Origin of the sequence: Enterobacter cloacae complex sp. ECNIH7 (assembly GCF_002208095.1) — a bacterium.
Taxonomy (GTDB): domain Bacteria; phylum Pseudomonadota; class Gammaproteobacteria; order Enterobacterales; family Enterobacteriaceae; genus Enterobacter; species Enterobacter cloacae_M.
In genome coordinates this window covers 2391982-2418825 of record NZ_CP017990.1, presented here as the reverse complement: position 1 = coordinate 2418825, position 26844 = coordinate 2391982, and the positions used below count along the sequence as shown (strand labels likewise).

The window sequence follows — 26844 nt, the reverse complement described above, 5'->3', positions numbered from 1 at the left end:
AGGGTTATCGCTATTCATGTAAAGAAACGCAAAAGGCCGCGAGGATCGCTCCCCGCGGCGTTGTTTTACGCAATTAACAGCTGATGGTTCGCCAGCAGCGTTGCCAGATCCGTCTGCACGCCGTTCAGCGTCACCAGGGTGGTTGGCGAGAACTGACCGCCGGTACCGTCCAGGTCAACCTGGATCTCGGTATTGCTGCCGTTTTGCACCACGCGGATGTAATCGCTGATATTGCCCGCGCTGCTGTCCAGCGTGGCGACGCCGTTCACGTAGCTCGCCGAGCCCGTGCCCGTATAGCCGCTGCCGGAGAGCAGATCGCGCAGGTCAATACGATCCGTGTCCGCGGTCCCTTCCCAGGTGCCGACCGTAAAGCCGTTCACCACGTCGTGACCGTTACCGCCCGTCGCATCCGAGGCGTTGATCAGCTTGTAGAGCAACGTATCGTGACCACCGCTGCCGATGTTGAAGGTGTCGTTTCCGCCGCGCCCTTCGAACTGGTTATCACCGCTGTTGCCGGTAATAACGTCGTCGTAATCCGAGCCGTTGATGCCTTCAATGTTCAACAGTCGCGTGGTACCGAACCCGGTGTTCTGCGCGGTTGAGAGGCGCAAATCAACGTTAACGCCGGAGGTCGCGTTGCGGTAATCCACCACGTCCATCCCGCCGGTGTTGCTCCAGGTGTCGTAGTCGGAGTGGGTATTCCAGCCGCCGGAGCCGTTGTAGGTATAGGTGCCGTCCTCTGCGATAAAGGTGTCGTTATACCCGGTCCCGGTGATGGTCCCGCTGTGGCCGCCGGTGGCGGCTTCGGCCGTCAGGACGTAGCCCTCTTTGCCGTTGCCCGCCTCCAGACCGCTCCAGGTGACGTTATCCGACACGCCGTTGGTGATCTTCAGGATCTCGGCCGAATAGGTTTCATTCGGATCCAGACCGTAGAAGCTCACCAGCGCAGAGGTATCGTTCGACCCGATACCGGACTGGGCGTTGATGATCTGCGAGGCCACCAGCACGCCCGCGGCGTTGTACAGATTGACCGTGTTGCCGTAGTAGGCGTTGATGCCCTCGCTGTCGACAATGTGCAGGTGCATCGCGGTGCCGTCAGCAATGGTTTTGCTGTTTTGCACCAGCACCACCTTGCCGTTCTGCTGAGAGACCAGCAGATCCTGCGCGCCGTCCCAGTTGTAGTCCACCGCCGCCACGCCGGTCGCGTAGGCAATACCGGACGCCAGCTGGCTGGAGGTCCAGGTGGAACCGTAGCCGCTGTTGGTGAACAGGGTCGCCGTCTGCGAGCCGCCGTAGGTGCTGAGCTTGATGATGTCCATCTGCCCGTCGCCGTTCCAGTCCACCGCCACCGACAGATAGCCTGCCGTGGCGTTAGAGGCTTCCACCGCGCTCTTGGTGGCAGAGAGCTTCCCGGTACCGTCGTTGTAGTAAATCACCCCGCCGTTGTTGTTGTAGCTGCTGCCCAGGTACAGATCCATGTAGCCATCGCCGTTGAAGTCCGCCCACGTCATGGACGCCGCCGTGGTGGTATTCGAGGCGTTGACCACAAACACGTTGGTCAGGTTCTGACCGATAGAGAGCGTGCCGTTACCGTTGTTGTTGATCACGGTTAACGAGTACGCGCCGCTGCGGTTGGTGTGCTGAACAATATCCACCGTGCCGTCGTTGTTCAGGTCAACCCCGGAAATTTCGCGCCCGGAATCGAACTGACCGTAGAACCCGCCTTCCCCGCCGGTGCCGTCCGGCGACAGAACGCCATTGTTGTTCACCAGGTAGGTCAATGAGTCCATACCGGCATCGCCGTACGCCAGATCCAGATAGCCATCCCCGGTTTTATCGTAGGCAATCACGCCGCCGTACCAGATGGTGGTGCCCATCGCCAGCTGGCTGGCGTTATAGGTGCTGCCATCATAGGTCCACATCACCTGCGTTGACCCGGCGTAGGTATTTTCCGTCGCGAAGATATCCTGCGTGCCGTTACGGTCAAAGTCGGCGGCGGTCTGGCTCACCACGTAGTAGCCGCGGGTGTTGGTCAGCGCATTTCCGGCATAGGTCGAGCTATCGCTGCTGGAGTATGACTGGCCGTTAGCAATGATGTTCCACAGACCGCTGCTGTTCATACCGAGGGTCATGGTGGAGTTGTTGCTGTTCCCCGCCGTGGTTGCCCAGTCGGTATTCACCGAGGTGGTATCAATCACCAGGCTGCCGGTCGCCGTACCGGTGGTATTGCCGTTACCCGCGCTGCTCTTCACCTGCGCCGTCACGCTGTAGCTCGACACGCTCAGCGCATCGCCGTCCGGGATCTGCAGATACCAGGTGTTGTGATCCGGATCGACCACCACCGCGCCGCCGGTCTGGGAGGTGTAGGTTTTTCCGTTCACCGTAACCACCAGGTATTCACCGTTCACCAGGTCAGCGGAGACGGTACCGCTGACAATCGGCGTGGTGTCCGACGTGGTCTGCGCGGTAATCGCCGCCGTGGTGGTCGGGATGCTGGTATCGACGTTCAGCACAAAGCCGTCCGATTCCGTGTAGTTACCGGCCCTGTCGGTGACGCGCACAATGTAGGTGTGGTTGCCGTCGCTGAGGCCGTTGTCCTGGAAGGACCAGCTTGCGCTGCCGTTCATGGTCACCTGGCCGAGCAGGACCCCGTCACGATAGAGCTGCACAATTTCACCGTCGTCCGGGGCGCGGTTAAGCGTACCGTTGATCAGCGGCGAGTTATCGTCCGTTGCCACCGCACTGCCAAAGGTGCCCTGACGCTCGCCTTCGCCGTCGGTATAGCTCACTACCGTGCCTACCGTCGATGGCGGCGTGGTGTCTACCGTCACCACCTGAGAGGCGGTGGAGCCGACGTTGCCCGCCTGGTCGATAATCCGCACCTGGTAGGTGTAGTCCCCGTCAGGCAGATCGCGGGTATCGGTGTAGCTCCAGCGCTGGTTGGTGACCGTGGTATCGAGCCAGGTGTTCCCGCCGTCCAGGCTGATCTGCACGCGCTCGTCGTTTGCCAGCGCGCTGCCCAGCGAACCGTTGATGGTCAGCGTGGTGTCCATGGTGATGAAATCACTCCCGGACTGGCCGGTATCTTCGCTGATGCTGTCGATGGTGACGCCGTACTGCGGCGCCTGCGTATCCACCGTCACCGCCTGCGAGGTGGTTGCCCCGACGTTCCCCGCCTGGTCAACAACCCGCACCTGATAGTTATGGCTGCCGTCGGTCAGGGTACGGGTGTCGCTGTAGCTCCACTGCGTACCGCTGACGGTGGCGTACACCCAGGTGCTGCCGCCGTCCATGCTCACCTGCACGAATTCACCCGCGCCAGGCTCTGCGCCGAGCGTTCCGTGCAGCGTGTACGAGGTCGAACTGGTCAGGAAGTCGTTATTGTCGAAGCCGGTATCCACGGTGATGTTATCCACGGTCACCGTAATCGCCGCATCCGGGGCGACCGTATCGACGGTCACCTGCTGATGGGCGCTGGCCCCCACGTTGCCCGCCGCATCCACCACGCGAACGTAGTAATCATAGGTCTGGTTACCCAGCGTGCGGCTATCGACGTAGTACCAGCTGTTGCCGGTGACGATCACGTTCTGCCAGGTGACGCCGCCGTCGATGCTGATCTGGGCATATTCGCCGTCGGCCAGCGTTGCGCCGAGCGAGCCGTGCAGCGTCAGGGACGTATCGTTAGTGACAAAGTCGCTGCTGCTCAGGCCGGTATCGTCGCTGATGCTGTCGATGGCGATGGTTTTGCTGGCGTCCGGCGCAACCGTATCAATGGTCACTACCTGGCTGGCGGTGGCGCTGATATTGCCCGCGTCGTCAATCACGCGCAGCTGGTAGTTATAATCCCCGTCGGCCAGCGTGCGGCCATCGACATAGGTCCAGCTCAGGCCGCTGACGCTGACGTCTATCCAGGTAACGCCGCCGTCGAGGCTGATCTGCGCGTGGTCGCCGCTGCCCAGCGCCGCGCCGAGCGTCCCTTTCAGGCTGATCTGGTTGTCGCTGGTGATAAAGTCGCTGCCGGACAGACCCGTATCCTGGGTGATGGAATCAACCGTAATCGTCGTTGCTACAGGCATGGTCAGGTCAATCACCACGTCCTGGCTGTCCGTCGCCCCCACGTTGCCCGCGTTATCGATCACGCGCACCTGGTACTGATACGTACCGTCCGTCAGGGTGCGGCCATCGGTGTAGCGCCAGGTGGTGCCGGTCACGGTCAGGTCAATCCAGGTGGTGCCGCCGTCGAGGCTGATCTGCGCCTTCTCGTTATTGCCGAGCTGCGCGGTCAGCGAGCCGTTGACCACCACCTGAGCATCGTTGGTGATGAAATCACTCGCGCTCAGGCCGGTGTCGTTTTGCAGCGAGTCAATGCTGATGCCCATCGACGGCGCGGTGAGATCCACGGTGACGGTGTGGTTATCGCTGCCGCTGTTGCCGATGGTGTTGCTGACCTGTGCGTTAATCACGTACGAACCGCCGTCCGCCAGCGCGGTCACGTCTGCGCTGCCGACCGTATAGCTCCAGGTGCCGTCATTCTGGACGGTCGCCGTGTAGGTTTTGCCGTTCAGCGTAATGGTCACCGTCTGGCCCGCCGGGGCGTCGGTGGTACCGCTGACGACCAGCGGCGTACCGTGCTCGGCGGCGTTAACGATATCGTCCTGCGCAAAGGTGTTGATGGTGATGGTTGGGACATCGCCGTTCAGCGTCACGTCGTGCGTTGCGCTGCCCGGGTTACCCGCCTTATCGCTCACCGAAGCGGTGATGGTGTAATCCCCGTCGCTCAGGCCGAGGAAATCACGGCCCGGCACGAAGACCGACCAGGATCCGTCCGCGCCGACGGTCGCCTGATAGCTGTGCCCGTTGAAGGAGACGGTCACCGTCTGGCCCTGTTCCGCCGTGGTGGTGCCGCTGATGGTCTGGCCCGCCAGCTGCTCCGCGTTGTTGACGATATCGTCATCGGCCACGGTGCTGATGGTCACGGTTGGCGCGACGGTGTCTACCGTTAAGGTGTGCGTGGTCTGGCCGTTATTACCCGCTTTATCGTTGACCGAGGCGGTGACCGTCAGCGCGCCCTGGCTCAGGGCGGCCAGGTCTGCCGCCGGCACGTCGAGCGTCCAGGTGCCGTCGTTTGCCACGGTTGCAGTGTAGGATTTGCCGCCCAGCGTCACGGTGACGGTCTGACCCGCCTCCGCGCTGGAAGAGCCGCGCACGGTCAGCGGCTGCTGCGCTTCTGCCGCGTTCAGCATATCGTCAGCCGACAGCGTCGCAATGCTCACGACCGGCGCAGTAGTATCCACGCTGATGCCGTGCGTCGCCGACGCGCTGTTGCCCGCGCTGTCCTGCGCCGAAACGGACACCTGATAGCTCGCGCCATCGGCCAGCGCGCCCACGTCGGCGGCCGGAACGGTGGTCGTCCAGCTGCCGTCGCTCTGGATGGTGGCCGTATAGCTCTTGCCGTTCAGCGTCACGGTGACCTGCGTACCGCTGGCGAACTGGGCGCTGGAGCCGTTAATCACCAGGGACGAACCGGCTTCAGCCGCGTTAATGACGTCATCTCCGCTAACGGTGTTGATGGTCAGCGCCACGGAGGCGGTGTTCACTACCACATCGTGGGTCTGGGTGCTGCTGTTGCCCGCGCTGTCGGTAATCGTCGCGCTGAGGGTCACGGTGCCGTCGTTCAGCGCGGAAATCACGCTGGCCGGCACGCCCACGATCCAGTTACCGCTAGCGTCAACGGTGGTGGTGTACTGGTTCGAACCGATGGTGATGACCAGCTTATCGCCGACGCTCGCGCCGGTTGCGGTGCCGCTGACGATCTGCGCCTGCCCGTGCTCCACGCTGTTAATGACGTTATCGCCCGCGACGTCGTTAAAGCTGACGGTCGGCGGCGTGGTATCAAGCGTAATCGCTTTGCCCGCGCTGCCCGGGTTACCCGCGGCGTCGCTCACGCTGACCTGCACGGAGTAGCCGTTATCCGCCAGTGCGGACAGGTCTGTGCCCGGCACGTTCACGCTCCAGACGCCGCCCTGCTGCACCTGCGCGGTATAGCTCTTACCGCCCAGCGTCACGGTGACCGTCTGACCGACTTCCGCCGTGGTGGTGCCGGAAATGGCCACGCCCGCAGCCGCTTCGCTGGCGTTAATCACGTTATCGCCTGCGACCGTATCGATGGTCACGGTTGGCGCGGTGGCGTCCACGCTGTACTCCCGGCCCGCCGAGGCGCTGTTGCCGTGCGCGTTGGTGACGCTCACCTGCACGCTGGCATCGCCGTCTTTAAGGCCCGCGAGATCCGCAGACGGCACGGTGGCCGTCCAGTTACCGTCAGCATCCACCTTCGCGGTGTAAGTCTTGCCGCCGAAGGTGATGGTAACGGTCTGGTTTTCCTCCACGTTCGAGGTGCTGCCGGACAGCACCAGATCCGCGCCTTTCTCCGCCGCGTTAATCACGTCGTCGGTGGCAATCGCATCGATGCTGATAGCCACTGCTGACAGATCGACGGTGACATCGTGGCTGATGCTCACCGGGTTGCCCGCCGCGCTCTGGCCTGCAGCGGTCACGGTGACCGTGCCTGCTGCCAGGGCCCCGACGTCCGCCGCCGGGATCGCCGCGCTCCAGGTGCCGTCTGCCAGCACGGAGGCCGCATAGGTTTTGCCGTTGACGGTCACGGTGAGCGTGGTGCCTGCCGCCAGCCCGTCGCTGGAGCCGGTAACGATCAGGTTCTGCCCGTGCTCAATGCTGTTGATCACATCGTCGCCCGCCACGGTATCAATGCGCAGACCCGGCAGGCTGGCGTCTATCACGATTTCGCGCTCGCCCGCGCCGGTGTTGCCGTGACCGTTGGTGACGGATGCTGACACGGTCAAATCGCCGTTGCCCAGCGCCGTCAGGACGGATTCCGGCACGTTCACGGACCAGGTGAGATCGCTCTGAACCGTTGCGGTGTAGCCGTTGCCGCCGATGGTCACGGTTACCGTGTTGCCCGCTTCCGCGTTCGCTACCTTACCGCTGATGGTCTGGCCTGCGGCCACTTCCGCCGCGTTGATGACGTTATCGCCCGCCACGGTATTGATGGTGACGGTCGGCAGCGCGGTGTCGACCAGCAGGTTCGCCGTATTGCTGACGCTGTTGCCCACGCCGTTGGTCGCAGTCGCGCTCAGTGTGTAGTTGGCTTCGCCCAGACCCGCCAGGTCCGCCGCCGGAACGGTCAGGCTCCAGGTGCCGTCTGCCGCCGTCGTGGCCGCGTAGTTTTTGCCGTTCAGGATCACGGTCACCACGGTGCCTTCCGCGAGGTTGGCGCTGGTGCCGCTGACGCTCAGATCCTGACCTTTTTCCACCGCGTTCAGCACGTTGTCGCCGCTGATGGCGTTGAACGCCACGGACGGCAGGCCGGTATCAACGGTCACGTTATGCGTGCCGGTGCCGGTGTTGCCCGCCGCGTCGGTGACTGACGCCGTGACGGTCACGGTGCCGTCGCTGAGGCCGGAAATCACGCTGGCCGGTACGCCCACGCTCCAGTTCCCCGCGGCATCCAGCACGGTGGTGTAGGTCTGGCCGCCGATGGTCACGGTGACCTTATCGCCCGCTGCCGCGCCGGTGGCGGTGCCGCTGACGATATGCGCCTGAGCGTGCTCAGCGATGTTAATCACGTCATCGCCCGCCACGGTGTTGATCGTCACCGCAGGAACGGTCACGTCCACCGTCAGAGTATGATCGACCGACGCCGGGTTGCCCGCCTTGTCGCTGACGCTCGCCGTCACGGTGACGCTGCCGTCGCCGAGCGATGCCAGATCCGCCGCAGGAACGCTCAGCGTCCAGCTGCCGTCCGCGCCTGCGGCTGTGGTGTAGTCTTTGCCGTTCAGCGTCACGGTCACGGTCTGGCCCGCTTCGGCGGTGGTGGTGCCGGATACGGTCAGATCGGACTGCGCTTCTGCGGCGTTCAGAATATCGTCAGCCGCAAGGGTGTTGATGGTCACGGACGGCGCGGTCGCATCCACGCTGTACTCGCGGCCCGCCGAGGCGCTGTTGCCGTTGACGTTGGTGACGCTCACCTGCACGCTGGCGTCGCCGTCCTTGAGGTGTACCAGATCCGCAGACGGCACGGTGTAAGTCCAGTTGCCGCTGTCGTCTACTGTCGCGCTATAAATTTTGCCGTTCAGGCTGATGGTCACGGTCTGCCCGGCTTCCACGTTGGTGGTCGCACCGGACAGCACCAGATCCGCGCCCTTCTCCGCCGCGTTAATTACGTCGTCGGTGGCGATGGCGTTGATGCTGATGGCAACGGTCGCCAGATCCACCGTCACGTCGTGACTGATGGTGATCGGATTGCCCGCAGAGCTGTCGCCGGTCACGCTGATTTTGACGGTCCCTTCCGGCCACGCGCTCACGTCGGTGGACGGGATCGCCGCGCTCCAGGTGCCGTCCGCCAGCACCGTGGCCGCATAGTCTTTACCGTTGACGGTGACGGTCAGCGCCGTGCCCGCCGCCAGCCCGTCGCTGGAACCGGTGACGATCAGGTTCTGCCTGTGCTCGATGGTGTTGATCACGTCATCACCCGCGACGGTGTCGACGCGCAGGCCCGGGAGGTTAGCGTCGATAGCGATCTCGCGCTCGCCGGTGCCGGTGTTGCCGTGGCCGTTGGTGACGGTCGCCGTCACGCTCAGGCTGCCGTTGCCCAGCGCGGTCAGCACGTCGGACGGCACGTTCACGGACCAGGTCAGATCGTTCTGCACCGTTGCGGTGTAGCTGTTGCCGCCAAGGGTGACGGTGACGGTATTGCCCGCTTCGGCGTTCGCCACGGTGCCGCTCAGGGTCTGGCCTGCCGCCACTTCCGCGGCGTTGATGACGTTATCGCCCGCCACGGTATTGATGGTGACGGTTGGCAGCGCGGTGTCCACCAGCAGGTTCGCGGTGTTGCTCACGCTGTTGCCTACGCCGTTGGTGGCGGTCGCGTTCAGGGTATAGTTGGCCTGGCCGAGACCGGCCAGATCCGCTGCCGGAACCGTCAGGCTCCAGGTGCCGTCTGCTGCGGTTGTGGCCGTGTAGTTTTTACCGTTGAGGGTCACGGTCACCACGGTGCCTTCCGCCAGGTTGGCGCTGGTGCCGCTGACGCTCAGATCCTGACCTTTTTCTACCGCGTTCAGGACGTTGTCATCGCTGATGGCGTTGAAGGCCACCGATGGCAGGCCGGTATCAACGGTCACGTTATGCGTGCCGGTACCGGTGTTGCCCGCCGCGTCGGTGACGGACGCCGTGACGGTTACGGTGCCGTCGCTGAGGCCGGAAATCACGCTCGCCGGTACGCCCACGCTCCAGTTCCCCGCGGCATCCAGCACGGTGGTGTAGGTCTGGCCGCCGATGGTGACGGTCACCTTATCGCCCGCTGCCGCGCCGGTGGCGGTGCCGCTGATGATCTGCGCCTGGCCGTGTTCTGCGATGTTAATAACATCGTCGCCCGCCACGGTATTGATGGTCACCGCAGGCGCGGTGATATCTACCGCCAGATTGTGATCCACCGACGCCGGGTTACCCGCTTTATCGTTTACCGATGCGGTGACGATCACGCTGCCGTCGGTGAATCCTGCCAGATCGGCCGCCGGGACGTTCAGCGTCCAGCTGCCGTCTGCGCTGACGGCTGTGGTGTAGTCTTTGCCGTTCAGCGATACGGTAACCGTCTGGCCCGCTTCGGCGGTGGTGGTGCCGGATACGGTCAGATCGCTCTTCGCTTCTGCGGCGTTCAGAATATCGTCGGTCGCCAGGGTATTGATGGTCACGGACGGCGCGGTTGCATCCACGCTGTACTCGCGGCCCGCCGAGGCGCTGTTGCCGTTAACGTTGGTGACGCTCACCTGCACGCTGGCGTCGCCGTCTTTCAGACCCGCCAGATCGGCCGCTGGCACCGTGGCGGTCCATTTGCCGTCGGCGTCTACCGTCGCGGTGTAGCTCTTGCCGCCGAAGGTGATGGTGACGGTCTGGTTTTCCTCAACGTTCGAGGTCGCCCCCGAGAGCAGCAGATCCGCGCCCTTCTCAGCCGCGTTAATCACGTCATCGGTGGCGATGGCGTCAATGCTGATGGCAACGCTCGCCAGATCCACCGTCACATCGTGGCTGATGGAGACCGGGTTACCGGCGCTGCTCTGGCCCGCAACGGTCACGGTAGCCGTGCCTGCACTCAGTGCGCCGACGTCCGCCGCAGGGATCGCCGCGCTCCAGGTGCCGTCCGCCAGCACGGTCGCCGGATAGGTTTTGCCGTTGACGGTCACGGTCAGCGCCGCGCCCGCCGCCAGCCCGTCGCTGGTACCGGTGATAATCAGGTTCTGCCCGTGTTCGATGCTGTTGATCACGTCGTCACCCGCCACGGTATCCACGCGCAGGCCCGGCAGGTTAGCGTCTATCACGATTTCGCGCTCGCCCGTTCCGCTATTGCCCACGCCGTTCGTGACGCTGGCCGACACGGTCAAATCACCGTTGCCCAGCGCGGTCAACACGTCGGACGGCACGTTCACGGACCAGGTGAGATCGCTCTGCACCGTTGCGGTGTAGCTGTTACCGCCAATGGTCACGGTCACGGTGTTGCCCGCTTCGGCATTCACCACTTTACCGCTGATGGTCTGGCCGGCTGCCAGCTCCGCCGCGTTAATGACGTCGTCACCCGCAATGGTGTTGACGATCACGCCCGGCAGAACGGATTCCACGTTCACGGTGTGCGACGTGCTGGTATTGTTGCCGACGCTGTCCGTTGCTGAGGCGGTGACGGTATAAAGCGCCTCGCCCAGCTGACCGACCTCGTTCGCCGGAACGGTAGTCGTCCATTTTCCGTTATTGTCCACCTGCGCGCTGTACGCTTTGCCGTTCAGCATCACGGTCACCACCGCGCCTGCCGCCAGGCCGGAAGCCGTACCGGATATAGTCAGATCCTGGGTTTTCTCGGCGTTGTTGATCACATCGTCACCGGAAACGGTGTCAATGGTCAGCACCGGCGCGGTCAGATTCACCTCTACGCCGTGCGTGGCGCTGTTGCTGTTGCCCGCTTTATCGGTCAGCGCCGCTGTAATGGTGTAATCTCCGGCGGCCAGCGCGGTAACGTCCGCCGCAGGCACGCCCACGCTCCAGTTGCCTGAGGCGTCCAGAGTGGCGGTGTACGATTTGCCGTTGAGCGTGACGGTGACCACGTCGCCCGCCGCCGCACCGGTCACGGAACCCGTGACAATCAGTGCCTGCGCATGCTCGGCGCTGTTGATCACGTCGTCGTCGGAAACGGTGTGGATGGTCAGCTGCGGGACGGTGGTATCGACCAGCACGTCGCGATCCGCAGAGGCCGGGTTGCCCGCCTTATCAGACACGGCGGCGCTGATGGTGTAGTTGCCGTCGGTAATGCCGCTCAGATCCGCGGTCGGCACGGTCACGCTCCAGCTGCCGTTTGCCTGCACGGTGGTGGTGTAGTCCACGCCGTTCAGCGTCACGGTGACGGTCTGGCCCGCTTCGGCGTTGGTCACGCCGTCAATAACCAGATCCTGCTGCGCTTCGGCCGCATTGATGATGTTGTTGTCGCTTACAATTTCAATAGACACCGTCGGCGCGGTGGCGTCCACGCTGTACTCGCGGCCTGCCGACGCGCTGTTGCCGTTCACGTTGGTGACGCTCACCTGCACGCTGGCATCGCCGTCTTTCAGGCTGCCCAAATCGGCAGACGGTACGGTCGCCGTCCAGTTGCCGCTGGCATCGACCGTCGCGGTGTACGATTTGCCGCCGAAGGTGATGGTGACGGTCTGGTTTTCTTCCACGTTGGAGGTAGAGCCGGACAGCACCAGGTCCGCGCCTTTCTCAGCCGCGTTGATTACGTCGTCCGAGGCAATCGGGTCAATGCTGATGGCGACTGCCGCCAGATCCACCTTCACGTCATGGCTGATGGAAACAGGATTGCCCGCCGCGCTCTGGCCTTCCACGGTCACGGTGACCGTGCCCGCATTCAGCGCGCTGACGTCTGCCGCCGGAATGGCCGCCGTCCAGGTGCCGTCCGCCAGCACGGTTGCGGCGTAGGTTTTGCCGTTGACGGTCACCGTTAACGCCGCGCCCGTTGCCAGGCCTTCGCTGGAGCCGGTAATAATCAGGTTCTGAGCATGCTCAATGCTGTTGATCACATCGTCGCCCGCCACGGTATCGACGCGCAGGCCAGGCAGGTTAGCGTCTATAACGATTTCGCGCTCGCCGGTTCCGGTGTTGCCGTGGCCGTTGGTGACGCTGGCTGACACGGTCAGATCGCCGTTCCCGATGGCGGTTAAGACCGTGGACGGCACGTTGACCGACCAGCTCAGATCGTCCTGAACCGTCGCGGTCCAGGTATTGCCGCCGATTGAAATCGTGACAGTGTCACCGCTCGCCGCGCCGCTCACTTTCCCGCTCAGAGTCTGCCCGGCAGCCACTTCCGCTGCGTTAATGACATCGTCCATGGCGACAGGGTTGATGGTGACCTGCGGCAGCGCGCTGTCGACCAGCACGCTGTGGCCGGTGCTCGCACTGTTGCCCGCCGCGTCGGTTACGCTCGCCGTCACCACGTAGCTCGCTTCGCCCAGCGCGGAGACGTTTGCCGCCGGAACGGTGATGCTCCAGCTGCCGCTGGCGTCGGTGGTGGCCGTATAGCTGATACCGTTCAGGGTCACCGTAATGGTGGTTCCGTCCGGCTGGTTGCTGGTGCCGGACACCAGCAGATCCTGGCCTTTCTCGGTCGCGTTGATCACGTCGTCAGCCGCCAGGGTATTGATGGCAATCACCGGCGCGGTCAGGGAGACGTCAAACTCGTGCGTCGCGCTGGTGCTGTTACCGGCTTTATCGGTGAGGGTCGCGGAGATCGTCTGCTCGCCGTTAACCAGCGCGCCCACGTCCGCCGCCGGAACGCCCACGCTCCAGCTGCCGGACGCGTCCAGCATGGCGGTGTAGTCTTTGCCGTTCAGGGTCACGGTAATCACGTCGCCCGCCTGCGCGCCCGTGACCTTGCCGGAGACGATCAGCGCCTGGCCGTGCTCGGCAATATTCACGACGTCGTCGCCCGCGACGATGTTGAAGCTAATCTGCGGTACGGTGGTGTCGACCAGCACCGAGGAGCCCGCGCTGGCCGGGTTGCCTGCCTTATCGGACACCGTCGCCGTGACCGCCGCGCTGCCGTCGGCGATGCCTGCCATATCCGCCGCCGGAACGTCGAGCGTCCAGCTGCCGTCCGCCTGCACCTGCGCGGTGTACTGATTGCCGTTGAAGGTCACGGTGACCGTCTGGCCCGCTTCGGCAGTAGAGGTGCCGCTCAGGGTCAGATCCTGCGCCGCCTCTGCCGCGTTCAGCATATTGTCATTGCTGATGGTGTTGATGGTCACCGTCGGCGCGGTGGTATCGACGCTGAATTCCTGCGCCGAAGACGCCGCGTTGCCGTTCACGTTGGTGACGGTTACCTGCACGCTGGCGTCGCCGTCCTTCAGGCCGCTCAAATCGGCTGCCGGAACGGTCCAGGTCCAGTCGCCGCTGGCATCCACCGTCGTGGTATAGGTTTTACCCGCAAAGGTAATGGTCACGGTCTGGCCCGCTTCCACGTTGGAGGTGGTGCCGGAAAGCAGCAGATCCTGGCCTTTTTCCGCCGCGTTGAGCACGTTATCGTCGGTCACGCTGCTGATGGTGATGGCAACAGGCGCGAGATCGACGTCCACAACGGTGCCGATGGTTACCGGGTTGCCGGAGGCATCCTGCGCGCCTGCCTTGATATCCAGCGAACCGTCCGCCCACTGGGAGACATCGGCCGCCGGTACCGCCGTCTGCCAGGTGCCGTCCGCCAGTACCGTTGCAGAATAGGTTTTGCCGTTGATGGTCACGGTCACGGTGCTGCCCGCCGCCAGATCGGTGCTGGTACCGGACACAATCAGGTTCTGAGCGTGTTCAATCACGTTGATCACGTCGTCACCCGCCACGGTATCAATACGCAGTCCCGGGAGCTGGGCGTCGATGGTGAAGTCGTGAGAAGAAGAGCCGGTATTGCCGTGCGCGTTGGTCACGCTGGCGGATACGGTGAGATCGCCGTTGCCGAGCGCGGTTAACTGGCTCTCGCTTAACGGCAGGCTCCAGGTCAGATCGTCCTGCACGGTAGCCGTGTACGTCTGGCCGCCAAGGATAATAGTGACAGTGTCACCTGCCGCCGCGTTCGTCACCTTACCGGTCAGGGTTTGCCCTGCCGCTACTTCCGCTGCGTTAACGATATTGTCGCCCGCCAGGGTGTCGATCGTTACCACCGGCAGCGAGCTGTCCACCAGCACATCGTGCGAGGTTGAGGCGCTGTTGCCTACGCTATCCGTGACGCTCGCCGTCACGGTGTAATGGGCTTCTCCCAGCGCGCTTACGGCCGAGGCCGGTACGGTCACGCTCCAGTTTCCGCTGGCGTCAGCGGTTGCGGTGTAGTGAATGCCGTTCAGGATCACCGTAATGGTCGTGCCTTCCGGCTGGTTGCTGGTGCCGGAGAGAAGCAGATCTTCGCCCTTCTCGGTCGCGTTGATCACGTCGTCCGCCGCCAGCGTGTTGATACCGATGACAGGCGTCACGGTATTCACCACCACATCCAGCGAACTGCTTCCGGTATTACCGGACCTGTCGGTCACGGAAACGTCGATTGTCCAGGTGCCGTCAGTCAGCCCCTGCACGACGGACGCCGGCAGGCCAAGGCTCCAGTTCCCGGCCGCATCCACCACGGTGGTGTAGTCGACGCTGTTAATGGTGATGGTGACCAGATCGCCCGCCGCCGCACCGGTGACGGAGCCGCTCAGGATCTGCGCCTGTGAATGGGCGAGCTGGTTAACGGTGTTGGTGTCGGTGACAAAGTCGTTAATGGTCACCTGCGGTACGGTTGCGTCCACCAGACCCACGCGGTCCGCGCTGCTGGCGTTGCCCGCCACGTCGCTCACGGTGGCCGTCACGGTCACAATGCCGTCCGTCAGGGCACCGACATCAGCCGCCGGGACGCTCAGCTGCCAGGTACCGTCCGTCTGGACCGTGGTCTGATACGTTTTGCCGTTCAGCGTCACGGTGACCGTCTGGCCCGCTTCCGCAGTGCTGGTACCGCTTAAGGCTAAATCCTGCTGCGCTTCAGCCGCGTTGATGATGTTGTCGGCGGTCAGGTTATCGAGCGTAATCGCCGGAGGCTGCGTATCCACAGTGACCACGCGCGCGGCGTCGGCGCTGTTGCCGCTGACGTTAGTGACGCTGACGCTCACCTGCGCGCGCCCGTCGATCAGGCTTTCCATGGCGCTGGCGGGTACGGTCAGGCTCCAGGAGCCATCCTGCTGCACCTGCGCGGTGAAGGTCTGATCGGCGAATTTCACCACCACGGTCTGCCCCGCCTCCACGCCCTGCGTCTGGCCGGAAAGGGTTAAATCACTGCCTTTTTCTGCCGCATTCAGCAGGTCATCGCCGGAGACGGTATCAATGGTGACCGCCACGGCGTTCAGATCGAGTTCAATCGGGTGTTCAGCCGCAACCGGATTGCCCCAGGCATCTACCGCGCTGACGCTAACCGTCATGCCGCCCGCCGTCCAGGCCTGCAGGTCCGCCGCCGGAACGCCGATCTGCCAGCTGCCGCTGGCGTTAACCGCGGTGACGTACTCTACGCTGTTGATGGTAACAATAATCTGCGTGCCCGCGGCCAGATGGGTGCTGGAGCCGGTGACGCTCAGATCCTGCTGCTGTTCAATGGCGTTGATCACGTCATCGCCGGAAATAGTGTTCACGCGCAGTCCCGGCAGCTCCGCGTTGATATTGATATCACGCTCGCCGGTGCCGGTATTGCCGTGCCCATTGGTGACGGACGCGGTGAAGGTTAAATCTCCGTCGCCGAACGCCTGAAGATCCGCTGACGGGATTTTCACGCTCCAGGTCAGATCGCTGCCAACCGTTGCGGTGTAGCTCTTGCCGCCTGCGGTGATGGAGACGGTATCGCCCGCCGCCGCGCCGGTAACGCGACCGCTGAGGGTTTGATCGACGCCCGCTTCGGCGTTATTGACCAGGTTGTCGCCCGCAAACGTATTGATAATGACCTGCGGAAGAACGGTATCCACCAGCAGATTCGCTTCGGCAGAACCGCTGTTCCCCACGCTGTCGGTCCCGCTGACGCTGACGGTATAAAGCGTGTTCGCCAGATTCAGAACGTCGGAAACCGGCACCTGGACCGCCCAGATACCGTTTTCGACGGTTGCCTGATAGCTGACGTTGTTCAGCGTCACGGTGACGGCAGTGCCGTCCGGCAGATTGCTGGTACCGGTCAGGCTCAGCGGCTGCATCGCCTCCTGGGCATTCAGGACGTTATCCTGGCTGATGGCGTCAATCGTAAATTCTGGCGGGTGTCCGCTCAGGGTAATGCCATGCGTGGCGCTGCCGGTGTTGCCTGCCGCGTCAGTGACGGAAACCGAAAGCGTGTGGTTACCTTCACCCAGCGCGCCCAGCACGGACGCCGGAACGCCCACGCTCCAGCTGCCGTCCGCCAGCACCACGCCGGTGAAGGTCTGGCCGCCAAGGGTCACGGTGACCACATCGCCCGCGGCGGCACCGCTCGCCTGGCCAGAAATAATGTGCGCCTGGCCCTGCTCGCTGATATTGAGGATATCGTCGCCCGCCACGGTATGTATGGTGACGACCGGCGCGGCGGTATCCACCGTGAAATCTGCCGTCACGGACGAGCCGTTGCCCGCTTTGTCGCTCACGTTAACCGTCAGGGTGTGATTACCCTCATTGAGCGCCTGCACGTCGTTCACATCAAGCGTGACGGACCAGGTGCCGTCGCTGCCCACCGTGGCGTTATAGTTTTTACCGTTCAGGGTGACCGTGACGATCTGACCGGCTTCCGCATTCGTTTTACCGGTCAGGGTCAGCGGCTGGTTGTGCTCAGCCGCATTAATGATGTTGTCCTGCGCGAGGGTATCGACAGAGAGGGTTGGCGCGGTGGTATCCACGCCAATCGTCTGGCTTCCGCTGACGGTGTTACCCGCCGCGTCTTTTCCGCTCACGTTAACCGTCCAGGTACCGTCGCCCAGCGCCTGCGCGTCCGCCGCAGGCACGTTAACGCTCCACGCGCCGTCTGCCCCGACTTCAGCCGCGTAGGTTTTGCCGTTCAGCGTCACGGTGAGTTCGGTACCCTGCGCCAGGTTTTTGCTGGCACCGGAAAGCGTAAAGCCCGCAGATTGCTCGCTGGCGTTCAGCACGTTATCGCCCGCCGTGGTGGCCAGCGTAATGGCGGCATCGGCGGTAGAGACCGTCACGGTGATACTGCCCGCAGAGGTGGTTTTACTGCCGTCGATCTGCACGACCGACCAGGTGTGCTCCCCGTCCGTCTGGGTCGGTAATATTACCGTCCACGTGCCGTCTGTACCGACCATGGTGCTGGCAATGGTGCTGCCGCTGCTGTCTTTGATCTGGATGGTCGCGCCCGGCTGGCCGGTACCGCTAAAGGTTGGAGTGCTGTCGTCCGTGATCTCGTTTGCGCTCAGCACGCCCTGCTTGTCACCCGCTTTATCCGACAGCAAGAAGGTCGGCGTGGCGCTTTCAACTTCTTTCGTATTATCAATGACTTTTGTTTTAGTTTCGCCGTCACCGCCGTTTGCCAGCAGAGCCCCGATGGCACCGCCGCCTAACGCCGCTCCCGCAATCCAGCCCCACGGCGCGTCGCTTAAAACGCTTTCCTGCTCGAGGAAAGGTTGAATGCTGCTAATCGGTGTGGCCTGCGCGGTTAATTCAGTCACCGCAGCGCCTGACGCTTCCCCGGCATCGGCAAAAGAAATATGCGTCAGTTCCTGACGGTCGTTGAACACCAGCTCTGACTGATTATGCGTTTCTGGATCTTCTGCGAAATAGTTATTGCAGCGAATAACGCTGCCATCTTTCATATAAATGAGGAGGTCTTTACCCTGGCGGACATAGCGCGCCACATCCTGAGCAGAGCCCTGGATTTCAATCACGCTCGGCGATGAAATAGAGACCGACAAATTTCCTTCGCCGGTTAATTTAGTTTTCTCCGCCGTTTTGCGAATGATGACATCAACAACTTTTATGTTACTCATATTCTTCTCCTTGCAGGTGTACGGATTCCTGTGGATATGTCCACCAGACGGATGTAGCTATCCCTGGGAAAAAACACCCATTATTTTCAGTCTTACTTTGCGCAACACTGCGCGTCTTTTATTAACTTAAGTCGGGTAATTTTGCGGCAGCGTTTTTCTCTATTCCAATAAGCGGCATTAAATTATCAACCGCGGAAGCATAATTAATTGCCGAACTCCAGCCGTCATACTCAGCGATTATTTTCGCAGATGTGGCCTGCCAGACATCCTGCTCAACGCTGAGCAGATCGTTAATGCTCCGCTTGCTCAGGGTGTATTCATTTTTATAAACATCGCGGGCCCGCAGAGCATTTTCCAGCTGTTGCTTCCCCGCCTCCATTCGTCCCCGTGCGCCGGTCCAGTCAGCCTGCGCGACGGAAGCTTTTTGCAGGACATCGAAACGCGCCTGATCGACCTGAGAGGAGGCCATGGCCCGCGCGCCTTCCGCCTGCCGAACGCGAGCAGAAACCGCGCCCCCCTGATACAGCGGCGCGTCGATATTGAGCTGTATCTGGTCGTCCCAGTAGGAACGGTTGTCCGATTCATAACGGGTGCGCCCCCCCTTCAGGCTTAGCGTAGGCCAGTGCTGGGACTTCGCCGTTTCCACGCCATACTGAGCCGAGCGTTCCATGTTTTGCGCGGCCATCACTGCCGGTATCAGGGAATAATCGATGCGGTTGAGCGAGTCCGGCTCCACGGCAAGATTCGCGGGCACCGGCGAATAGGCCTCTGCCTGCATCCCGGTTAATACCGCAAGCCTGGCGCGCGCGCTGTTTAAGGCGGCGTGATACTGCGCGACCGTCGCCTGCATGCCGGCAATGCGCGTGCGGGTCTGAAGCTCATCGGAGGTGGAACTCACGCCCGCGTCTGCGCGCAGCTTTGCCAGCTGTTCGACGTTTTTGAGCGCCTGCACGTTATCTATTGCCGCCTGCAGCAGATCGGAATAGCGCTTGACCTCTACGTAGCTCAGCGCCGTTTTTTCCGCCACGTCCGAAAGCGTGCCCATCAGCTGGTAGCGGTAGCTATCGCGCTGGGCGGAGGACTGGCTGATGCTGTTATTGGTCTTGCCAAAATCGTACAGCAACTGCGTCAGGCTCAGCCCCCAGGCGGCTGAATTCTTCAGCGACCCGCTGGAATCGGTGGTCTGGCTGTGCCCTGTACTCCCGTTCAACGATATTTGCGGCATCCAGCCGCTGCGCGCTTCATCTATTTGTGCCTGGCCAATACCTAATTGTGCGGCCTGCTGGCTAATTGACGGATCGCGATCGATAGCAAAAAGAATACTTTCTTTTAAGGTTGTTGTTGAAACGGGGGCAATACCCACCTGCCCACTATTGGCGCAGGCAGTATTTATGGCTATCGAAAATAGTGCCATCGCGGCGGTATATCGAAGTAACATAGAATTTCTCAATATCGTCATTTTATCTCCCTGACTCTGAGTGATACTCATGCAAATACCCAAAAAGAGGTACAGATAATTAGACAAATATCTTCTTTGGTTTCCTCTCCGAATTTTAGGTAATACTCCCCATACCCATGTCCATTGGAGATGAGATCTGCCTGCGTCTTATTTCAATTAAGAATTTACTTATTTCTTAAACTGGTTAGCAGCATAACAAAATGCGGTATACCCCACTACACCCACAATGTTAACGCGGTGTTACAGATAAGAAAAAACATGGGGTTTCTGGACAAAACTCTGAAAATGGAGTTTCAAATGAAACATATAAAACCACTGTTATTTAAGGAAAATTCTTAATTCGTAATATGCACATTTTTGCGTTAATTTCAGCGCGGGTCAGACACAAAGATTTTCAAAGAAGTGTCAATTTACGTAGCTTATGGGATATATTTAAAATTAAACGCCTTTAAAAAACTAATTAAAGCAACAAAAGCCTGCATAATTTTAATTACACAGCATTTAAACCTACACAGTGGCAGTACACTGGTTGTATAAACCAAATCGTTAAATAAAACATAACAATAACATTGTGATTAACATTCAAAACGGCTTCCTTATACCTGCTTAATAAAATTTCAATAATCACCTATGTGAATCATCACGCCGCTGCACATCGTCATGGCCACAATCCCCTTCTCTCTGCGTCAAAATGCTGTATTATGCAAACTATTGCGCCATTTTGCAGGAATGTACCCCGATGCACAAAACCGCTCGTCAACGCTATGTCCTGGATATTCTCAGCGAGCAAGGCCAGGCCAGCATCACTGAACTGGCCGAAAAACTTCAGGTTTCAGCGGATACTATCCGTCGGGATCTGACCGATCTGGAAAACCAGGGCCTTGCACAGAAGAACCACGGCGGAGCCATCGCGCTCAACCTCTCCGCCATGAACCGTCAGGGCCGCAACACGCTGCTGCCGGAGACCAAACAGCGCCTGGGTAAACAGGTCGCACAGCAGGTTCCACCAGGCTCCACCCTGTTTCTGGATGCCGGAAGCACGGTGATGGCCGTCGCCACCTTTCTTCAGGGTCCGCTCACCGTTATTACTCCCTCACTGGATATCGCCCAGCATTTTAGCGACCGGGAAGATATTGAGCTGATCCTGCTCGGCGGGAAATGGGACCACAAGCAGCGACTGTTTGCGGGCAGCGCCACGCTGTCTTTGCTGTCCCGGTATCGGGCAGATATCGCCATTCTTGGGGCATGCGCCATTCATGCCGAGCTCGGGTTGAGCGCCGGTAAAGAAGCGGATGCCGAGGTTAAACGCGCGATGCTGGACGCAAGCCACGCGCACTGGATTGTCGCCGACCACCTGAAAATTAACCGCTGCGAGCCGTACCTGGTGTCCGGGTTATCCCGCATCCAACAACTCTTTTTAGATCGTCCCTGGCCTGAGCTTGGGGACCATAGCGCACTGCAGGTTACGGTGTGCGCGAATTAACGTGGAGAAGGTCATGAGTAAAGTTCAAACAATCAACATTGCGCTGATCGGGTATGGATTTGTCGGTAAAACCTTCCATGCTCCGCTGATCCAGTCGGTGGACGGGATTAAGCTGGCCGTGGTCTCTTCTCGTGATGAAGAGAAAGTTAAACGCGATCTGCCGGACGTACAGGTAGTGGCGACACCGGAAGAGGCCATTCAGCATCCTGATATCGATCTGGTGGTGATTGCCTCCCCCAACGCCACCCACGCCCCGCTGGCGACGCTGGCCCTGAACTCGGGGAAACACGTGGTTGTGGATAAGCCTTTTACCCTCGACATGCAGGAAGCCCGCGACCTGATTGCGCTGGCGGATGAAAAGCAGCTGCTGCTCTCCGTCTTCCACAACCGCCGCTGGGACAGCGATTTCCTCGGCATTAAGCAGATTATTGAACAAGGTACGCTCGGCAAGGTTAAACACCTGGAATCGCACATTGACCGCTTCCGCCCGGAAGTGCGCGTGCGCTGGCGCGAGCAGAACGTCCCCGGGAGCGGTCTGTGGTTTGATCTGGGCCCTCACCTGATTGACCAGACGCTACAGCTCTTTGGCCTGCCGGAGTCGGTTCAGGGGAATATCGCGACGCTGCGCGACGGCGCAGAAATTAACGACTGGGCGCACGTGGTCTTAAACTACCCGGAGCATAAGGTCATTCTGCACGCCAGCATGCTGGTTGCTGGCGGTACGGCACGCTTTACCGCCCACGGGGACAAGGGCAGCGTGGTGAAAGCCAGAATCGACCAGCAGGAAGCGCAGCTGCTCGCAGGGGTGATCCCCGGCAGTGAAACCTGGGGCGAAGACGGCGACAGCATGGTGTTCTTTGGTGCCGACGGCGCACCGCAGACGATCCCTACCCCGAAAGGCGATCAGCGCCAGTATTACGTCAACGTACGTGATGCGCTGCTCGGGAAAATCACCAATCCTGTCCACCCTGTTGAAGCACTGGCGGTCATGGCCGTGCTGGAAGCGGCGGTGAAGTCCTCGGAGACGGGGTCAACGCAGCCGCTGGCGTTAACTGCTGAAGAGCGTGCGCTGCTGGGTTAAAAAATAAGCCGGGTGGCGCTGCGCCACCCGGCAAGCGTTAAAGACTACGAACGCTTTTTCGGCATCATGCGCAGGAGGGTATTATCTTTCCAGAAATAGTGATGCATCAGCGCCGCCGCCGCGTGCAGGCCAATCACAAAATAGCCCAGGTTCGCCAGCGTCTCGTGCCACTCTTTCAGCATATCAACCAGGTCGAAATTGGACTCCGCCGCATGCGGCATCGCCAGGCCGAAAGCAAACCAGTCGCTGCCCCGGTTATACATCATCACAATGCCAATCAGCGGCAGCGCAATAAACAGCAGATACACCACCAGGTGGCCAAGATGGGACATCCCCGTCACCATCGCTTTTGGCTTCGGCTGAATCGGCGGCGCGCGGAATTTCAGGCGAACCAGCAGACGCGTCACCATCAGCACCAGGATACTGATACCGCACGAGACGTGGATCATATTGATCGCTGGACGCGCGGTGCGCGGGAAGAAACCTTTGAGTTCCATGGCGCAGTAGGCGACGATGATTAACAGAAACACCAGCCAGTGGATGCCGATTTGCAGGCTTGTATATTTAGTGCGCATGTGATTTCCCGATTAAAAACAGTTATCGCGCCAACATAATCTCCTTTCCTTAAAAATTCATTAACTTTTCTGTATGGTTTTTCAAATACTTCCTCCCGCATGAAGCATCTTCAATTGCCGCCCTACCCGTGATGGTCTAAGCCTGGATGAGTTCAAACTGTCGCATCGACACGTTTACAGGAGAACACCATGAGTAAAATTGGCATTAACGGCTTTGGACGCATTGGACGCCTTGTACTGCGTCGCCTTCTTGAAACCCAGGACAGCAATACCGTGGTCGCCATCAACGACCTCACCTCACCGAAAGTGCTGGCCTACCTGCTCAGGCATGATTCCAACTACGGCGGCTTCCCGTGGAGCGTGGATTTCACCGAGGATGCGCTGATTGTTGATGGCAAAACCATTGCGGTGTACGCCGAAAAAGAGGCGAAGCACATTCCGTGGAAAACCGCAGGCGTGGATATCGTCGTGGAGTGCACCGGTTTTTATACCTCTGAAGAGAAATCACGGGCGCACCTGGACGCCGGCGCGAAGAAAGTGCTGATCTCAGCCCCTGCGGGTGACATGAAAACCATCGTCTACAGCGTGAATGACGACACTATTGACGCCAGTGACACCATTATTTCCGTCGCATCCTGCACCACCAACTGCCTCGCCCCGCTGGCGAAAGCCCTGAACGATGCGTTTGAAATAAAAGTGGGCACCATGACCACCATTCACGCCTATACCGGTACGCAGGCGCTGGTGGATGGCCCGCGCGGGAAAGATCTTCGCGCCTCGCGGGCGGCGGCAGAGAATATCATTCCCCACACCACCGGTGCCGCAAAGGCTATCGGTCTGGTGATCCCGGCGCTCAGCGGCAAGCTGAAAGGCCACGCGCAGCGCGTGCCGGTAAAAACGGGTTCGGTCACCGAGCTGGTGGCGATTCTGGGCAAGAAAGTCACCGTTGAGGAGATCAACGCCGCGCTGAAAAAGGCGACGCAGGGCAATAAATCGTTCGGGTATACCGACGAAGAGATTGTCTCGTCCGATGTGATTGGCTCGCATTACGGTTCGGTGTTTGACGCCACGCAGACGGAGGTGTCAGAAGCGGGAGAGCTACAGCTGGTGAAAGCGGTAGCGTGGTATGACAACGAGTACGGTTTCGTGACGCAGCTGGTGCGGACGCTGGATAAGTTTGCGGCGCTGTAATTCTATGCCTTTATTCAGGGCTAATATGAGCAGTGAAGCATCCCCTCTCCCTGTGGGAGAGGGTTAGGGTGAGGGGAACATACGGGTGTGGTGGTCATTCCGTTCACTTTATGTTCCTTGCTACTCTTTAACGACATAACCGGTGAACGTGCCAGGGTGGCTCAATCGCCACCACCCTGGCAACCCGGGCTCCCGGCGGTAAATTGCCGCTTCGCGGTCCCCTCAGCTTATTCCTTCAGGCTATCGGGTCGGGCATGAGCCTGCATCCCTGCAGGCCACGCCCTCTCGGCGCATCCCTGCGCCTCGCCCCGGCCTTACGGAAACGCTTCGGCGATATACAGCCGGACCAGGACATTGCTGTAAGCCAAAGGTTATTCTGAAGCGGTTGTTATCGCTTCTGATTACACCCTTAAATCGAGCGCCTGGACAACGCATCCGCGAGAACCGGATCCTGCTGCAGCTTTTTCCATGCGGCAATCACCGCATCTGGCAATTCAACGTGCGCGATAAAATCCCGCCCGGCCGGACCATAGCCGTTAACGTCATCATAAAAACGCGGCAGCTCCCCCAGAACCAGTGAAAGGTAGCGGTCAACGGGCCACAGTCCGCTATTGCCCGCGCTAAACTCAAGGCCCTCTTTGCCATTGTGCAGCGTTGGCGTAAACCCGGGATGGCTTATCCACTGCGGTGATACGGGCTCATCCCGACAAACGCGGGCAAATGTCGCCATCGTTCGGCGCTGCATCGTCGGGTCCTGCACCACCAGCACCCGCCCTGTCGCTCGCTGACGCTGTTTCAGCATATTCCAGCTAAAACGCGCGTTCTCACCGCAGTTGGTGGAGCGATCTTCAATCCACAGGCGCGCATCGGGGATCTGCCAGAACTCCCGCGCAATGTTGGCAAGAATGCTCGCTTCGGCCCGCCCTTCGACCTGTAAGGTGTGATAACGCGGATGACTGCCGATAGCTGAATATAAAAACGCGGTTGAATGACCAATACCGCCGCTAATCAGGAGCGGGATTTCTCTCTGCGCGGCAATACGGCAGGCCGCCTCAATGGTCGGGATCACCGCGTTTCCAGCCAGGATCACCGCATCGACGTCCGGGGGCTGGCCGCTGTCGCTAAGGTCGTCCTGCGCCAGCCATTCACCGACAGTATTGATGGCCGCCAGGGTGGCATCCGGCAGGATGGGAAAATGGGGCTGAACCATGGTGAACTCCTCATTTATGTCTCTTCAGGGTAGCGGCTTCTTACCGATAACGCAGAGGCGGGCTCTGAAATCAGACGTTGTTTTATCGCCCAAATTGTCATTTTTCTGAAATAACCAGAAACATCCAAAAACAATCGGGTTGCACCTGCATATTATGCTTTTGGTTTTCCATCATACAAAACATCATGTTGCACATGTTCTCTGCAAAAGCACCCAACGCTGCATATTTCACCGTGATCTGACCAGTTTCATCCCCCGTTAGCTTGCCAAATACAACATCCAACCCTAAGTTGCTTAACAATTTCACAACCTTTTTCATCATCGCAGGTTGCACCTGAAGCGCGCCAGGTGACACCTCATACATCATCAACGTGGCGGGGTTTCAGGTCATGACAGAACATGAAAGTACGACGACGGTATTACGAAAAAATAAGAAGGTGTTAATCGCCAGCCTTACCGGGAGCGCCATTGAATGGTTTGACTATTTTCTCTACGGTACGGCGGCCGCGCTGGTCTTCAATAAGATCTTTTTCCCGATGGTCGACCCGGTGATCGGACTCATTCTCTCGTATCTCTCTTTCTCATTAACCTTTTTTATTCGCCCCATTGGCGGGGTACTTTTCGCCCATATCGGCGACCGCATCGGCCGTAAAAAAACGCTCGTACTGACCCTCTCTCTGATGGGAGGTGCAACCGTTATGATTGGCCTGCTGCCCACGTATGAGATGATTGGCCTGTGGGCGCCCGCTCTGCTGATCCTGATGCGTATCATTCAGGGGATGGGCATAGGCGGTGAATGGGGCGGCGCGCTGCTGCTGGCCTATGAATACGCGCCCGAAAAACGTAAAGGCTTCTTCGGCAGCATTCCGCAGGCGGGCGTGACCATCGGCATGCTGATGGCGACCTTTATCGTCTCGCTGATGACGCTGTTCAGCGAGGAAGATTTCCTCTCCTGGGGCTGGCGCATTCCGTTCCTGCTGAGTTCGGTTCTGGTGTTGCTCGGCCTGTGGATCCGTAAGGACATAGACGAGACGCCTGATTTCAAGAAGGTAAAACAATCGGGCCAGGTGGCGAAAGCGCCTCTGCGCGATACCCTGAAACATCACTGGCGCGAAGTGCTGATTGCCGCCGGTCTGAAGGTGGTAGAAACCGCGCCGTTCTATATCTTCTCGACGTTTGTCGTGAGCTATGCCACCACGACGCTGACGTATCAAAAATCTCAGGCGCTGGAAGCCGTGACGCTGGGAGCCCTGGTGGCCACGGTGATGATCCCGTTAATGGGGCTGCTCTCGGATAAAATTGGCCGTCAACGCATGTATGCCGCGAGCGTCTTCATCCTGGGTTTGTTTATCGTACCGTGGTTTATGCTGCTCAATACCGGAACAACCTGGGGCATTGTGCTTGCGACGGTCATCACCTTTGGCGTGCTGTGGGCACCGGTAACGGCGGTACTCGGCACGCTGTGCTCTGAAATTTTTAGTGCAAACGTACGCTACACCGGCATTACGCTCGGTTATCAGCTGGGTGCCGCGCTGGCCGGCGGTACCGCGCCGCTGATTGCCACCGGACTGCTGGCAAAATATGACGGCGACTGGGTTCCGGTGGCCTGGTATCTTGCCGTCACGGTAGTCATTTCCCTAATCGCGATTTTCTGCGCCAGCCGCGTCAAGCGAACGACCCTTCTGCAGGCACAGCCCGAACATCTCTGATCGTTGTCGGCCCGACTCTCGGGCCGCTCTTTTTCCTTAAACTTCCCTTCTACATTTGATTAACA

At 60.2% G+C, this 26844-nt stretch carries 9 protein-coding genes; 4 read left to right on the top strand and 5 right to left on the bottom strand.

What is annotated here, in order from left to right; translation table 11 throughout:
- Positions 1-65: 65 nt before the first annotated feature.
- Together WM95_RS11965 and WM95_RS11960 are read right to left on the bottom strand one after the other, a co-directional pair.
- On the bottom strand, positions 66-18071 hold the full coding sequence (locus WM95_RS11965; protein WP_088544784.1) for an Ig-like domain-containing protein: 18006 nt from the start codon (positions 18069-18071) through the stop codon (positions 66-68).
- Between the two features lie 121 nt (positions 18072-18192).
- On the bottom strand, positions 18193-19530 hold the full coding sequence (locus WM95_RS11960) for a TolC family outer membrane protein (RefSeq protein ID WP_023311645.1): 1338 nt from the start codon (positions 19528-19530) through the stop codon (positions 18193-18195).
- Positions 19531-20269: 739 nt separating this feature from the next.
- Between WM95_RS11960 and WM95_RS11955 the strand changes: the two genes are divergently transcribed.
- Together WM95_RS11955 and WM95_RS11950 are read left to right on the top strand one after the other, a co-directional pair.
- A complete protein-coding gene (locus tag WM95_RS11955) occupies positions 20270-21013 on the top strand; it encodes a DeoR/GlpR family DNA-binding transcription regulator (RefSeq protein WP_045399145.1) in 744 nt (247 codons plus the stop codon).
- A 13-nt stretch (positions 21014-21026) separates the two neighbouring features.
- A complete protein-coding gene (locus WM95_RS11950) occupies positions 21027-22094 on the top strand; it encodes an oxidoreductase (protein ID WP_045354897.1) in 1068 nt (355 codons plus the stop codon).
- Positions 22095-22138: 44 nt separating this feature from the next.
- On the opposite strand, the gene cybB is transcribed toward WM95_RS11950, so the two are convergent.
- A complete protein-coding gene (gene cybB / locus WM95_RS11945; RefSeq protein ID WP_047174298.1) occupies positions 22139-22669 on the bottom strand; it encodes a cytochrome b561 in 531 nt (176 codons plus the stop codon).
- Positions 22670-22858: 189 nt separating this feature from the next.
- Here cybB and gap point away from each other — a divergent pair, with 189 nt between their 5' ends.
- Positions 22859-23860, top strand: a complete 1002-nt coding sequence (gap, locus tag WM95_RS11940) for a type I glyceraldehyde-3-phosphate dehydrogenase (protein ID WP_063408900.1) — start codon at positions 22859-22861, stop codon at positions 23858-23860.
- A gap of 409 nt (positions 23861-24269) precedes the next feature.
- On the opposite strand, the gene WM95_RS11935 is transcribed toward gap, so the two are convergent.
- Both WM95_RS11935 and WM95_RS11930 read right to left on the bottom strand, forming a co-directional pair.
- Entirely contained in the window at positions 24270-25070 is an 801-nt protein-coding gene (locus WM95_RS11935; RefSeq protein WP_063408899.1) for a YdcF family protein, read from the bottom strand.
- A gap of 97 nt (positions 25071-25167) precedes the next feature.
- Entirely contained in the window at positions 25168-25392 is a 225-nt protein-coding gene (locus tag WM95_RS11930) for a hypothetical protein (protein WP_063408898.1), read from the bottom strand.
- A 67-nt stretch (positions 25393-25459) separates the two neighbouring features.
- Between WM95_RS11930 and WM95_RS11925 the strand changes: the two genes are divergently transcribed.
- Positions 25460-26779: an MFS transporter gene (locus WM95_RS11925; RefSeq protein WP_063408901.1), complete on the top strand. Its 1320-nt coding sequence runs from the start codon at positions 25460-25462 to the stop codon at positions 26777-26779.
- Positions 26780-26844: the final 65 nt, after the last annotated feature.